The sequence below is a fragment of the Microbacterium sp. NPDC057741 genome (assembly GCF_042798735.1).
GTDB lineage: Bacteria > Actinomycetota > Actinomycetes > Actinomycetales > Microbacteriaceae > Microbacterium.
The window spans coordinates 1,155,561-1,168,593 of sequence record NZ_JBHVJW010000001.1 but is presented as its reverse complement, the minus strand read 5'-3'; the positions used below and the strand labels follow the sequence as shown (position 1 = coordinate 1,168,593).

Genomic DNA, 13,033 nt, shown 5'->3' with positions numbered 1-13,033 from the left:
CCGCGATAGGCTCGCGGGGTGGCGTCCTTCTCTTTCGGTTCCGGGAATGCGGCCAAGCTGCTGCGTCTCCCGCTGTATGCCGTCGGGCGCATAGGCACGCTGATCGTGCCGCGCGGACGCACCTGGGTGTTCGGCTGCGGGGCCGGGATCGGCGACGGGGCCCTCGCGATGTGGCGGGTCGCGACCGCCGAGGGGCACCGCGCGGTCTGGCTCGTGCGCAACGCGCGCGAGAAGGCGGATGCCGCAGAGCTCGGCATCCGGACGGTTCCGCGCGACGGCATCCGGGGCTGGTGGGCGACCGCTCGGGCCGGCGTCGTCGTCGTGACCCACGGCCTGGGCGACGTGAACAGGTACGGGTCCTCTGACGCATTCGTCGTGCAGCTCTGGCACGGCATCCCGCTCAAGCGCATCGGGTTGGACTCGCCCGCTACGACCGAAGTGCCCTCTGTGCCCGGTGCATCCGTGCTGCGACGACTCGTGAGCATGGCGTACCGCAGCGCTGCGCAGCGCATCCGTGTGCTGCCGGCCGCCTCGCACCGCTCCCGTGGCCGCCTGGAGTCGGCCTTCGGGCTCGGTGATGACCGCGTCGTCGTCACCGGCGAGCCGCGGGTGGACGTGCTGTCCGCAGGCGCCGCCGACGAGCGACGCGCGGCCGCCACAGCGATGCTCACCCGCACCGGGCCGCTGCTTCGTCGGCAGCGCGCGATCCTCTACGCGCCGACGTGGCGCGACGGCGATGCCGATCCCGCGGTGCCGGATGCCGCCGAGTGGGTGCGCATCGTCGCGCTGCTCGAGAGGCACGACGCGATCCTGTTCGTCCGCTCCCACCCGCTCGGCGAGGGATCCTACGCACCGCCGTGGTCGAGCGGCCGGGTGCGGATGCTGGGATCGGAGCTGCTTCCCGACGTGACTCCCGCGCTTCCGCGCATCGACGTGCTGATCACGGACTACTCCTCGCTGGCGTACGACGTCGGGCTGCTCGCGATGCCCGTGCTCTTCCTCGCCCCGGACGCGGAGGAGTACTCCCGCGTCCGCGGGTTCTACGGCCGGTATGAGGATGTCGCACCGGATGCGGCGACCGGCTGGGACCGCCTGCTGGCCGACCTGGAGAGCACTCTCGGCGATCGGGCGACATTCGAGAACCGGTCCGCCAGGTCGGCTACGCTCAGCGCAGAGATGCACGCCTATCGCGACGGCGGCAACGCCGGACGCGTCTACCGGGCGATCCGCTCACGCGGGATCCCGGCACCGAAGGGACAACGATGACGACTGCCCGGATCGATGAGGCTCGCGAGACCCTGGTGATCAGCGGCGCCGGTCCGCGCCCGTCCGCGGGATCCTTGTCCGGTGCCAGGGCCGGGGTGACGGCGACGATCACGGGCGGCGGCAAGACCTGGAAGGCGGCGTTCCCGCTCCGCACCTCGCGCTGGGGCGGTGTCGACCTGCCGCTGCCGGCGGGGGAGTACCGGCTCGACATCGACGGCGCCGACCTCGGCGAGCTCGCTCTGGACGACACACTGCTGCCGATCCTGCGGGTGGCGGTCGGCGGCCCGGTCGTCACGATCGCCCCGCCGATCGATCCGGTCTACGAGACCGGCGAGGGGCAGTCAACCCTCGAGGAGCGCTATGCGGCCGAGGGTGGCGGCACCGAGAACGCCGTGTTCTTCGAGAGCTTCTACGGTCAGGTGGCGGGCTGCAACCCGCGCGCGATCGACCGCGTACTGGCCGAGCGGGCTCCCGCGGTGACCAGGTATTGGGCCGTCAGCGACTTGTCCGTCGAAGTGCCGGAGGGCGCTGTACCGGTGGTCGAGGGCAGTCCGGAGTGGTGGCGCGCCCGCGGGACATCCCGGATGCTGATCGTGAACGACTGGCTGCGCCGGCGCTTCTCCCGCAAGCCGGGTCAGCGGGTGATGCAGACCTGGCACGGCACGCCGCTGAAGCGCCTCGCCCTGCACCGTCCCGGTTTCGACCCGCGTCGCATGGCTGCAGTGGTCAAGGAGTCCCGGCGCTGGGATGTTCTGCTCGCACAGAACCTGTACGCCGAGCGAGTGCTCAAGAAGGCGTACGCGTTCTTCGGCAAGCCGATCTGGGTCGAGGGCTACCCGCGCAACGACGTGCTGACGGGCGGCGATGCTACAGCGGTCCGTGCCGCGCTGGGAATCGGCCCCGACGAGAGGGTGCTGCTCTACGCGCCGACCTGGCGCGACGACCGCACCGAGATGGTCGACTTCGTCGATCCAGAGGCGCTGGCGCGCCAGACGGACGCCGTCGTGCTGGTGCGCGGGCACTCCCGCACGCTGAAGCCGGGCCAGGACCGCACCGGGGCGCGGGTGATCGATGTTACCGGATACCCCGAGACAGCACGACTGCTGCTGGTCGCCGACGCGCTGATCACCGACTACTCCTCGGTGATGTTCGACTTCAGCGTCACCGGCAAGCCGATGTTCTTCCTGGTTCCCGACCTCGAGCACTACCGCGGTGAGCTGCGCGGCTTCTACTTCGACCTCGCCGAGCGCGCTCCTGGGCCGCTGCTGCGCTCGCAGGACGAGCTCGTGGCCGCGCTCGCCGCTGACACCTCCGACGAGTACGCCGAACGCTATGCCGCCTGGCGCGCACAGTTCAACCGCAGGGACGACGGGCACGCCGCCGAACGCGTCGTCTCGCGCATCCTCGACCAGGGATGGCTGACGCCGTAGCGCTTCGGAACCTGAGCGTGACGAGGGTCAGGGGAGCGGGGTGTTGCGCCCGCCGAGCCGGGATGCGTCGACGGTGTCGTGCGCGCCACGGAGCAGACCGGCGATGAATCCGGCGCCCCACGCGATGTGCATCGTCGGGAGCACCGCCAGCGTCCAGAGCCGCTCGCGGATCCCCCGTCCGCCGGGGGCGAATGCCACCGCGATCACCAGCAGGGCGTAGGCGATCAGGGGCAGGTAGACGAGTGAAGCCACCAGGGACCCGACGCCGGCCAGCACACCGGTCAGCTGCAGCACGCCGATGACGATCGCGACCGCGAGCAGCACCACGAGCGCCGGAGGGGCGAAGAATCGCAGACCGTTGCGGCGCCCGTACCGTCGCACGAGTTCGCCGCGCCACGCACCGGTGGCGCGGAACTGTCTGGCCAGACGCCACCAGCTCTCGCGCGGCCAGTAGGTGACGGCCAGTTGCGGGTCGAACCACACCAGGTGGCCGGCCTGGCGGATGCGCAGGTTCAGCTCCCAGTCCTCGCCGCGACGGATCGTCTCGTCGAAGCCTCCCACCTCGTCGAGCACCGACCTGCGCATCACGCCGAGGTAGGCCGACTCCGCCTCGCCCTCGTGGGTGCTGCCGTGGTAGGCGCCGCCGCCGAGGCCGACGGGGGAGTTGTACAGGCGCGCGACCGCCTTCTGGAAGGGCGTGCGGCCCTCCGCGCGCATCACCCCGCCGACGTTGGCGGCGCCTGTGCGCTCGAGCGTCTGCATCGCACGGTGCGCGTATCCAGGGGAGAGCTCGGAGTGCGCGTCCACCCGGATGACAGTGGGGTAGCGGCTCGCCCTGATCGCCAGGTTGAGCCCGATCGGGATGTCCGCGGCGGGGTTGTCCACGACGCGGATGCGGTCATCGGATGCCGCGAGACGGTGCGCGAGCTCGGTCGTGCCGTCGCCGGAGGGCCCGAGTGCCAGGACGAGCTCGGTGGGGCCGTCCACGTCCTGGGAGAGCACCGAGGCCACCGCATGCTCGAGGTAGGCGCGCTCGTTGAGCACCGGCATCACGAAGGACACCCCGGCCGTCGTGATCGCGTCATCCTGCACGTGACGATCCTTTCATGACCGATGCTCTTAGTACTCTGGATGTGTGAGCGTGGTGTCCGATTCCAAGAAGGCCTATTCCCTGTTGCGGAAGGCCCTCGCCTCGCGCACGGCGGTGCAGCGGGTGCGGCGTACGATCGCCGCGCAGCCGCCGCTTCCCGAGCAGCGCTTCCAGATCGCGGTGTACTTCGCCGACGGCGCAGTGAACATGTACCAGATGCGGCAGTGGTACCGGCCGCTCGCAGGTCTCGCCGAGCGCTGGCCCGTCGTGGTCCTGTCGCGCAGCGCGACCGGCGCTGAAAAGCTGATCGCAGAGGACGCGCCGCCGGTGGCCTTCGTGCCGACGGTGCGCGACCTGGAGCGGTTCATCGCCAAACAGGACATCCGTGTCGTTCTGTACGTCAACCAGAACACGCGCAACTTCCAGATGTTCCGGTACGGGCGCCGCTGGCACGTGTTCATCAACCACGGCGAGTCCGACAAGATGTACATGACCACCAACCAGTACAAGGCGTACGACTACGCCTTGGTGGCGGGACAGGCCGCGCGCGACCGGCTCAGCCGCACGCTCTGGGACTACGACATCGACGGCCGCACCATCGAGATCGGCCGTCCGCAGGCCGACCACTACTCCGGAACGCTGCCGTACACCGCGGATGGGCGCACGGTGGTGCTCTACGCACCGACCTGGGAGGGCGATCGCCCTTCCGCGCACTACGGCTCGATCGCCACGCACGGCGAGGCTCTGGTCAAGGGCCTGCTCGCCACCGGAGCGTATCGCGTCATCTACCGCCCGCACCCGCGCAGCGGCGTCGTGGACGCCGAGTACGGCGCCGCCCATCGCCGCATCCTCGCCGCGATCGCCGAGGCGAACAGCGCGGACCCGGCTGCGAAGCACTTCTACGACGACGGTCCGGAGCTGGGCTGGCAGCTCGCGGCGGCGGATGTCGCCATCGTCGACATCTCGGCGATGGTCTACGACCGGCTCGCCGCGGGCAAGCCGCTGCTCATTACCCGCCCCGCCGATGAGCGCGCCTCGATCGACACCAAGGGGTACCTGTCGGACTGCGAGTGGCTCACCGTCGAGGGAGCCTCGGACATCGTCGCCGAGGTCGAGCGCGTGCGCGCCGACGACGACGCGATCAAGAAGCTGCGGATGTGGGTGCAGCACTACTTCGGGGACACGACCGAGGGCGTCGCGACCGCGAAATTCCACGCCGCGATCGAGCAGCTCATGCAGAAGTGGGACGAGTGGCACGCCGGCGAGATCGGCGATGTGGGCTCCGAAGAGGACGACGACGACGAAGAGGCGAAGGACGAGGACGACGACTGATGGGACTGTTCCGCCGCGCGGAGAGGATCGTGCAGCCGAATCCGGCAGCCTCCGGCCCGTTCCGATTCGAGATCGACGACGTGTTCGTGATCACCTTCCGTGGCCCGGTGTTCACCGGTCGGGTGACATCCGGCTCGATCGCCCAGGGCGGGGCCGTCGTGCTCGAGCGCGACGCGGGGGACCTGGCGGGCACGGTCAAGGAGATCAACGTGCGTCGGCGGAAGCGAGATATGACGACCGTGGGCGATGAAGCCGGCCTGATGATCGAGGGGATCGGCGTGGACGACCTGCCGCTGCGTCCCACCGGCGACGGCCACGTCATCGATTCCGCCGCGGTGCGCGGCGCCGTCATCCGGGCGGCGTGAGCATGGACCTGCCCCGCACCGCCGCCGTCGCGGCGAGCCTCGAGATCGTCGCGGAGTCCCCGTCCACGAACGCGCAGCTGCGGGCATCCGCAGGCGGCGCGCCGCACCTGACCGTGCTGCTGACCGACCACCAGACCGCAGGACGAGGTCGCCTGGATCGCACCTGGGTGACGCCCGCGGGCTCCGCACTGGCGATCTCGGTGCTGCTGCGCGATCTGCCCGTCCCCGCCGCGCGCGGCTGGATCCCGCTGGTTGCTGGGCTCGCCATGGCGGATGCCGTGGCTGCGCAGCTGCCTGGGCGCGAGGTGGGCGTGAAGTGGCCGAACGACGTGCTCGTCGACGGGCTCAAGATCTGCGGCATCCTCGCCGAGGCGACGCCGGATGCCGTCATCGTGGGCTCGGGCGTGAACACGGCGATGACCGCGGAGCAGCTCCCGGTCGCGACCGCGACCTCGTTCGCAGCGCTCGGCATGACGGCCGACGCGGACCGCCTGGTCGCCGACTACGTGTCGGCGCTGGATGCCTGGATCACGGCGCTCATTGCAGAGCGCGACGCTGATCGTGTGCGTGCCGCGGTCGCCGCCCGATGCCTGACCATCGGAAGGCAGGTGCGCGTCGAGCTGCCGGACGGAGGCGAGCTGCGCGGCGTCGCGACCGGTCTCGACGCCGACGGGCGTCTCGTCGTCGAGACCGAAGGCGCGCAGCATCCTGTCTCAGCCGGTGACGTGGTGCACGTCCGCGCCGTCTGACACGCCGGGCCGCGCAGAGCGGTATGTCAGGAACCCCTGGGCACAATGGAGCCATGTCCCAGCCCGTCACTCTCGGCGGGCGGCCCATGATGCCGCCGCCCGGTGTTCCCGTCGAGGAGCTGCTCGTCGCGCGGTTCCACGGACACGCGCGAAGGCTGTTCTGGTCGGCACTGGTGCTGATCGGCGTGTTCGGCGCGACGGCCTACCTGTACGGCAACCTTCCTGCGCCCTTCCAGAACTGGATGCTGCTGGCGGCTGCGGGAGCGGCGATCGTTCTCCTGGTCCTCCTCCCGTATCTGGTGTGGCGCTCGCGCAGCTACACGATCACCAACCGCCGCGTCATCGTGCGAGAGGGGATCGGGTCGCGCCGTCGCCGCGAGGTCTCGCACGCGCGGGGCTACACGATCGCCGTGCACCGCGGGCTGGTGCAGCGGATGTGGGGAGCGGGGACGATCACGCTCAGCAACGGCGTCGACGCGCCGCTGCGGCTGGTCAACGTGCCCAGTGTGAACCTCGTGCACGAGACGCTGGCCGACCAGATCGAGGTCAGCCAGATCCTCGCGCACCGCGATGCGCAGTCGGGTCTCGGGGCACCGCCGCCCTCCGGGCCTCCGCTCGCTCCGTGATACGGGAGAATGGACGCGACGTTAGGAGTCGCGGATGGCAGTGCGCGTAGGTGTGATCGGTGGAGGGCAGCTGGCCCGGATGATGATCGCCCCGGCGGTCGAACTCGGACTCGATCTGAGGGTGCTCGCCGAGGACGAGGGGATGTCGGCGCAGCTGGCGGCCACCGGAGTCGGCGACTACCGCGACCTCGAGACCGTGCGCGCCTTCGCCGCGGACGTCGATGTGATCACCTTCGACCACGAGCACGTCCCGCAGGAGGTGCTCCGCGCGCTCGTCGCCGACGGCGTGCAGGTGCACCCGGGCCCGGATGCCCTGCAGTACGCGCAGGACAAGCTCGTCATGCGCACGAAGCTCGCGGAGCTGGGCGTTCCTCAGCCGGACTGGGCGGCCGTGCACGACACCTCCGAGCTGCAGGCCTTCCTCGACGACCACGGCGGCCGCGCCGTCGTGAAGACCCCGCGCGGCGGGTACGACGGCAAGGGCGTGATGGTGGTGTCGGATGCCGCGGACGCGGCTGAGTGGTTCGCGGACTTCGACGCCCTCCTCGTGGAGGAGCTCGTGTCCTTCACCCGCGAACTGGCGCAGCAGGTGGCGCGTCGCCCCAGCGGTGACATCGTCGCCTACCCGGTGGTCGAGACCGTGCAGCGCGACGGCGTCTGCGCCGAGGTGTTCGCGCCTGCCCCGGACGCCGCAGACCGTCTGGTGCAGGTCGCCGAGAGTATCGGCCGGCAGATCGCCGAGGGGCTGGGCGTCACCGGGATGCTGGCGGTCGAGCTGTTCCAGACGGTGGACGAGCGTCTGCTCGTGAACGAGCTCGCGATGCGTCCGCACAACAGTGGGCACTGGAGCCAGGACGGGGCGGTGACAGGACAGTTCGAGCAGCACCTGCGTGCGGTGGCGGACCTGCCGCTGGGTGACACCGGGCTGCGTGCGCCGTGGTCGGTGATGATCAACATCCTCGGCGGCCCGGCGGATGCCTCGATCGACGAGCGCTTCCCGGCGGCGATGTCCGCGCACCCCGACGCCAAGATCCACACCTACGGCAAGGCCTCCCGCCCCGGCCGCAAGGTCGGGCACGTGAACGTCTCAGGTGACGACCTGGATGACGTCGTCTACGCCGCCCGCGCGGCGGCGGCATACTTCCTCTGACCGGTTCCTGAGCGAGCGAAGCGAGACGAAGGGCCAAGGCGTGCCGTTGCGCCGTTCTCACAGGCGCGAACCGTAGCCTGTTCTGGTGACTGAGCCACTGCACTCCTCGAGCCGTCCCGTCGTCGGCGTCGTCATGGGATCGGACTCCGACTGGCGCGTGATGAGCGACGCCTCCCAGGCGCTCAGCGACTTCGGCATCCCGCACGAGGTCGAGGTGGTGTCGGCGCACCGCACGGTGGGCAAGCTCGTCTCATATGGGCGAGACGCCCGCAGCCGCGGCATCCGGGTGATCATCGCCGGAGCCGGTGGTGCGGCGCACCTGCCGGGCATGCTCGCCTCGGTGACCGCGCTGCCCGTCATCGGTGTGCCGGTGCCCCTGGCATACCTCGACGGCATGGACTCGCTGCTCTCGATCGTGCAGATGCCGGCCGGCATCCCGGTCGCGACCGTCTCGATCGGAGGCGCGAAGAACGCGGGACTGCTCGCCGCGCGCATCCTCGGCACGTCCGACGACGCCCTCGCCGATCGGGTGGAGGAGTACGCCCGCGACCTGGAGTCGCAGGTCGAGGAGAAGAACCGGCGGCTGAAGGGCTCCCTGTGACCCTGGCCCCGCCCCGACAGCGCGCATCGGCGGGACGTCCGCTGATCGAGGCGCTGCCGCTGCGCAATCCGGAGAGCGACGACGCGTCGTTCATGGGGCGCCGGGCCTGGTGGCTCGTCGTGATGAACGCGCTGGTTCCCGGCTCGGCGCAGATCCTCGCCGGCAACCGCCGGCTCGGCAGGTTCGGGCTGGGGGCGACGCTGCTCGGCTGGGTGCTGGTCGTGCTCAGCGCGGGGCTCGCGCTGCTCTGGCGCAGCGCGGCGATCACGGTCTTCACCAACTGGTTCGTGCTGACGATCGTGCAGATCCTGCTGATCGCCTACGCGGTGCTCTGGGTCGTGCTGACGATCGACACCATTCGCATGCTGCGAGTGGTGAAGCTGCCGGCGTTCTCACGGTTCGCGGCGCCCGTCGCGGCGCTGCTGGTGCTGTCGCTGGCGGCCTGGGGAACGCTGTACGCCTCGGCCGCCGTGGCATCGAGCCGCGGCGCGTTCACGTCGATCTTCGGAAGCAGCGGGCCGAGCCTGCCGCCCAGCGACGGCTACTACAACATCCTGCTGCTCGGCGCCGACAGCGGCACCGGGCGCGACTCACTGCGGTACGACAGCATCTCGGTGGTCTCCGTGAATGCGACGACGGGCGCTGTCACGATCTTCGGCATCCCGCGCGACATGCCGAAGGTGCCGTTCGCGGAGGACAGCCCGATGCGCGATCCGAAGCTCGTCGGCTACGACTACCGCAATTTCTTCGAGGGGCACAACGACTCGAAGTGCGGCTGGGGGGCCGGTATCAACCAGCTCACCAACGCCGTGCAGGTGTGCCGCAAGGACAAGGGCCAGAGCCTGTACCCCGAGGCCGTCGCACACGGGTCCGACCCGGGGATCGAGGCCACGAAGGACGCGGCCGAGGGGGTGCTCGGCATCAAGATCCCGTACTACGTCTTCGTGGACATGAACGGCTTCGCCGACCTGATCGACGCCCTGGGTGGCGTGGACATCAAGGTCGAGAAGCGCCTGCCGGAGGGCGGAGGGCCCGCGTATCCCAACCAGCCCGCCAAGGACTGGGCGACCGGCTGGATCAATCCGGGCCAGCAGCACATGAACGGCGACACCGCGCAGTGGTACGCCCGCTCCCGGTACACGACGAGCGACTTCGACCGGATGAAGCGCCAGCGCCAGCTGCAGGAGGCGATCCTCGCGCAGTTCACGCCGCAGAACGTGCTCACTCACTTCAGCGCGGTGGCCGACGCGGGCGCCGAGCTCGCGCACACCGACCTGCCGCAGGACAAGCTGCCGGAGTTCTTCGACCTGATCATGAAGGCGAAGAAGCAGAAGGTCACGACCATCGAGCTGACGCCGGACGGCGGGGTCAGCGAGCGGCATCCTGACTTCGACCAGATCCACGCGATGGTGCAGCAGGCGCTGCATCCGCCCACGAAGACGCCGACGCCGACTCCTTAGCTTTCTGGACTCCGTCCAACCGAGTTCCCAGGCACGCGCGGTTAGCCTTGCCTCATGAGTGTGCTGCTGCGTGTCGTCCTCGACCAGCTCGTGACGGTCGTGGATCCGGATCAGGCGGCGGCATCGCTCGATCTCACGGCAGGACTCGTCCTCACCGCCCCGCGCGGCTGCGCGGTGTCGGCGATCGCGCCCGTCGGCGCCGAGGTGCCGATCGCCGGTGTCGAGGAGGTGCGCACGCTCGCGATGGGGCGACGCGAACTGGCCGCCTCGTGGCCGCTCGGCTTCGCACCTGGCGTAGGCGGCGGGCTGGTGCACGCGCCGACGCTGATGGCGCCGCTGGTGCGGCACGATCGCGTGCACGACGGCGACCAGACGATCGTCACGCTGTGGGATCTGGGCGCATGGGACGCGCCTGATCGGTACTCGAAGACGTCCGTGGCCTGGCAGAAGGGGATGCTGCGACGCGCGGCGAAGCACGCCGACGCCATCGTCGTACCGTCGCACGCCATGGCGCAGCGGCTCGCCGAGATCGGCTCGTTCGGCGACCGCATCCGGGTGATCGCGGGCGCGCCGCCCGAGCGATTCGCGGCACCGGCGGATGCCGCGCCGCGGCGGGGCGCGCTGCTCCTGCCTGAGCGGTACGCCGTGGTCGTGGGCGATCGGAGCTCCCTGTCGGCGGGGTTCGCCGCGGCGGTGGCTGCCGGGCTCGACGCCGTCGTCATCGACGCGCCGGAGGGCGCCGAGCCAGCGATCGTCGAGATCGCCTCGGCGGCGGGGATGCCGGAGCGCCGGGTGCACGTGCGCGGCACTCTCGACGTGCCGGATCGCGCGGCGGTGCTGGCGGGCGCCGCGGCCGTGCTCGCGACCAGCACCTCGGATGCCTGGCCGTGGCGCATCATCGAGGCGATGGTTCTCGGGGTTCCGGTGGTCGCCGCCTCGAGCGGGGTGCACCGCGACGTGGTCGCGGACGGCGGCCTTGTGGCCGCGCCGGAGGACTTCACAGAGGCGGCTGTCGCGGCCGCAGGCAGCGAGGCGAACAAGCTGCGGGTGCTGGCATCGGACCGGGCGAAGGCGTTCTCGTGGGCCAGTTCCGCGGAGCGCGTCTGGGCGCTGCACGCAGAACTCTGACCCGGGTGGGCGGTCATCTTACGCCGGGTGAAGCGACGCCCCCTCGCGCCACACTGGTGACTTCTGTCACACTGTTCACATGTCCAGACGTTCCCGGCGTCCGCAGAAATCGCCCCACATCAGCCGAATCCTCACCGCACTCGTAGCTGCGGCGGCCCTGTCACTGGGCGTGCTCGTGCCGGCGACGGCGGCATCCGCGGCACCGGTGAACGGCCCGGCGAAGGCGTCATTGGTCGGGTTCTCGGCGGGGAACATCATCAGCAACGCGGTGTTCACCGACGAGAGCACGATGACCGAGGCGCAGATCCAGGCGTTCTTCAACAGCAAGGTCAAGACCTGTCAGAGCGGATACACGTGTCTGAAGGACTTCCGCATGACGTCGGTAAGCCGCCCGGCCGACACCTACTGCAAGGGATACACCGGCGCGGCGAACGAGAGTGCCGCGCGCATCATCTACCGGGTGTCGCAGTCCTGCAACATCAACCCCCAGGTGCTGATCGTGATGCTGCAGAAGGAACAGGGTCTGGTCACGCATACCTGGCCCAGTGACTGGCGCTACAACGCCGCCCTCGGCCAGGGGTGTCCGGACACGGCACCCTGCGATCCGAAGTTCGTCGGCTTCTTCCACCAGATCTACGGCGCAGCGCGTCAGATGAACCTGTACATGGAGGGCAAGTACTTCACCTGGTACGCGCCGGGCAAGACGTGGAGCATCCTCTACAACCCGAACAGCGCCTGCGGCTCGTCGCCCGTATACATCGCCAACAAGGCGACCTCCGCGCTCTACTACTACACGCCTTATCAGCCGAACGCCGCGGCGCTTCGTGCGGGGTATGGAGAGGGCGACTCCTGCTCCGCGTACGGCAACCGGAACTTCTACAACTACTTCACAGACTGGTTCGGGTCGACTCAGAAGCCGGCGGGCAACATCCGGGATGAAGGATCCGATGCGATCAGCGCGGCATGGGCCGCGGCCGGCGGCAAGACGGGAAGCTGGGGCAACAGGATCCAGGCGCCGAACTGCGCCGGCGTGACGACGTGCGGACACGTGTTCGAGAAAGTCATCGCGTACTGGCAGCAGGGGAGCGGCATCAAGCTTGCGACCGGCGACATCGCCCAGTGGGCGATCGGGCAGGGCGTGGCGAACGTCGGCTATCCGAATTCCGATGTCGTGAGCGTGACGGAGAACGGCGGCGGACGGGCGCAGTCGTTCACGAAAGTTCTCGTCGATGCGGGGCCGAAGGGCATCTTCGCCGTCAGTGGGCTGACCCGCGACGAGCACGCGGAACTCGGCGGCGTCCGTCAGAGCACGGGCTGGCCGATCTCCGCAAAGACCTGCGCGTCGGGTGCGGATTACTGCGTACAGTCCTTCCAGAATGCCGTCATCTCCGAGGTCGGCGGATATGCCTACTCCGTCACGGACACCGCGGTGCTGCAGAGGTACCTCGCCGCTGGCGGCGTCAAGGGCGAACTGGGTATTCCGATCAGCAACCTGGTGACATCCGCGGCGAACGGCGGCGGGCAGGAGCAGGCATTCACCAAGGGCGCGATCGCGAAGACGAAGAGCGGAACCTTCGCAATGTTCGGAGTCATGCGCGAGGCCCACAGTCGAGCCGGCGGCGTGAGCGGGCAGTTGGGCTGGGTGAGCGGCGACCGGGTATGTTCCCTGCCGGGTGGCGGCTGCGCCCAGGACTATCAATACGGTCGGGTCACGCTCAGATCAGGCGCCGCGTACTTCGTGGCGGGTCCTGTGGCGTCGTTCTACAAGTCGAATGGTGGTCCTGCGGGTTCGCTGGGGTATCCGGTGAGTGACACGATTCCGGTGTCGGCGAATGG

At 69.7% G+C, this 13,033-nt stretch carries 13 protein-coding genes; 11 read left to right on the top strand and 2 right to left on the bottom strand.

The window, feature by feature from the left end; genetic code table 11:
• The first annotated feature begins 18 nt into the window (after positions 1-18).
• On the top strand, positions 19-1,266 hold the full coding sequence (locus ACFVDO_RS05610) for a CDP-glycerol glycerophosphotransferase family protein (protein WP_378856932.1): 1,248 nt from the start codon (positions 19-21) through the stop codon (positions 1,264-1,266).
• Positions 1,263-2,696, top strand: a complete 1,434-nt coding sequence (locus ACFVDO_RS05605) for a CDP-glycerol glycerophosphotransferase family protein (RefSeq protein WP_378856930.1) — start codon at positions 1,263-1,265, stop codon at positions 2,694-2,696. Before ACFVDO_RS05610 ends, ACFVDO_RS05605 begins: the two co-directional genes overlap by 4 nt.
• A gap of 27 nt (positions 2,697-2,723) precedes the next feature.
• On the opposite strand, the gene ACFVDO_RS05600 is transcribed toward ACFVDO_RS05605, so the two are convergent.
• Entirely contained in the window at positions 2,724-3,746 is a 1,023-nt protein-coding gene (locus ACFVDO_RS05600; RefSeq protein WP_378857070.1) for a glycosyltransferase family 2 protein, read from the bottom strand.
• Positions 3,747-3,831: 85 nt separating this feature from the next.
• Here ACFVDO_RS05600 and ACFVDO_RS05595 point away from each other — a divergent pair, with 85 nt between their 5' ends.
• The 8 genes from ACFVDO_RS05595 to ACFVDO_RS05560 all read left to right on the top strand — a co-directional run bounded on the left by ACFVDO_RS05595 (position 3,832) and on the right by ACFVDO_RS05560 (position 11,197).
• Positions 3,832-5,118 (top strand): CDP-glycerol glycerophosphotransferase family protein, encoded by a 1,287-nt coding sequence (locus ACFVDO_RS05595; protein WP_378856928.1) that lies wholly within the window; start codon positions 3,832-3,834, stop codon positions 5,116-5,118.
• Positions 5,118-5,483, top strand: coding sequence for a hypothetical protein (locus ACFVDO_RS05590; RefSeq protein WP_378856926.1), 366 nt, complete (start codon positions 5,118-5,120; stop codon positions 5,481-5,483). The genes ACFVDO_RS05595 and ACFVDO_RS05590 overlap by 1 nt, the downstream gene beginning before the upstream one ends.
• Before the next feature lie 2 nt (positions 5,484-5,485).
• Positions 5,486-6,232 carry a biotin--[acetyl-CoA-carboxylase] ligase gene (locus ACFVDO_RS05585; RefSeq protein WP_378856924.1) on the top strand — a complete coding sequence of 249 codons (747 nt, stop codon included), beginning with the start codon at positions 5,486-5,488 and terminating at the stop codon, positions 6,230-6,232.
• A 53-nt stretch (positions 6,233-6,285) separates the two neighbouring features.
• On the top strand, positions 6,286-6,858 hold the full coding sequence (locus ACFVDO_RS05580; protein WP_378856922.1) for a PH domain-containing protein: 573 nt from the start codon (positions 6,286-6,288) through the stop codon (positions 6,856-6,858).
• Between the two features lie 34 nt (positions 6,859-6,892).
• Entirely contained in the window at positions 6,893-8,008 is a 1,116-nt protein-coding gene (locus ACFVDO_RS05575) for a 5-(carboxyamino)imidazole ribonucleotide synthase (RefSeq protein ID WP_378856920.1), read from the top strand.
• Positions 8,009-8,141: 133 nt separating this feature from the next.
• The gene (gene purE, locus ACFVDO_RS05570; protein WP_378857068.1) at positions 8,142-8,609 is read left to right on the top strand and encodes a 5-(carboxyamino)imidazole ribonucleotide mutase; all 468 of its coding nucleotides are present in this window, start codon (positions 8,142-8,144) and stop codon (positions 8,607-8,609) included.
• Positions 8,606-10,069: an LCP family protein gene (locus ACFVDO_RS05565; RefSeq protein WP_378856918.1), complete on the top strand. Its 1,464-nt coding sequence runs from the start codon at positions 8,606-8,608 to the stop codon at positions 10,067-10,069. The genes purE and ACFVDO_RS05565 overlap by 4 nt, the downstream gene beginning before the upstream one ends.
• A gap of 54 nt (positions 10,070-10,123) precedes the next feature.
• The gene (locus ACFVDO_RS05560; protein WP_378856916.1) at positions 10,124-11,197 is read left to right on the top strand and encodes a glycosyltransferase; all 1,074 of its coding nucleotides are present in this window, start codon (positions 10,124-10,126) and stop codon (positions 11,195-11,197) included.
• Positions 11,198-11,272: 75 nt separating this feature from the next.
• Here the strand turns inward: ACFVDO_RS05560 and ACFVDO_RS05555 are convergent, their stop codons facing one another.
• Positions 11,273-11,473 carry a hypothetical protein gene (locus ACFVDO_RS05555; protein ID WP_378886838.1) on the bottom strand — a complete coding sequence of 67 codons (201 nt, stop codon included), beginning with the start codon at positions 11,471-11,473 and terminating at the stop codon, positions 11,273-11,275.
• 13 nt (positions 11,474-11,486) lie between these two features.
• Between ACFVDO_RS05555 and ACFVDO_RS05550 the strand changes: the two genes are divergently transcribed.
• The coding region (locus ACFVDO_RS05550) for an LGFP repeat-containing protein (RefSeq protein ID WP_378886837.1) at positions 11,487-13,033 on the top strand (1,547 nt) is incomplete at its 3' end.

Coding starts and splice junctions, on each gene's coding strand:
- ACFVDO_RS05600 (WP_378857070.1), bottom strand. CDS start 3,746: ATGCCGGTGCTCAACGAGCGCGCCTACCTCGAGCATGCGGTGGCCTCG.
- purE (WP_378857068.1), top strand. CDS start 8,142: ATGGGATCGGACTCCGACTGGCGCGTGATGAGCGACGCCTCCCAGGCG.
- ACFVDO_RS05580 (WP_378856922.1), top strand. CDS start 6,286: ATGTCCCAGCCCGTCACTCTCGGCGGGCGGCCCATGATGCCGCCGCCC.
- ACFVDO_RS05590 (WP_378856926.1), top strand. CDS start 5,118: ATGGGACTGTTCCGCCGCGCGGAGAGGATCGTGCAGCCGAATCCGGCA.
- ACFVDO_RS05560 (WP_378856916.1), top strand. CDS start 10,124: ATGAGTGTGCTGCTGCGTGTCGTCCTCGACCAGCTCGTGACGGTCGTG.
- ACFVDO_RS05575 (WP_378856920.1), top strand. CDS start 6,893: ATGGCAGTGCGCGTAGGTGTGATCGGTGGAGGGCAGCTGGCCCGGATG.
- ACFVDO_RS05605 (WP_378856930.1), top strand. CDS start 1,263: ATGACGACTGCCCGGATCGATGAGGCTCGCGAGACCCTGGTGATCAGC.
- ACFVDO_RS05585 (WP_378856924.1), top strand. CDS start 5,486: ATGGACCTGCCCCGCACCGCCGCCGTCGCGGCGAGCCTCGAGATCGTC.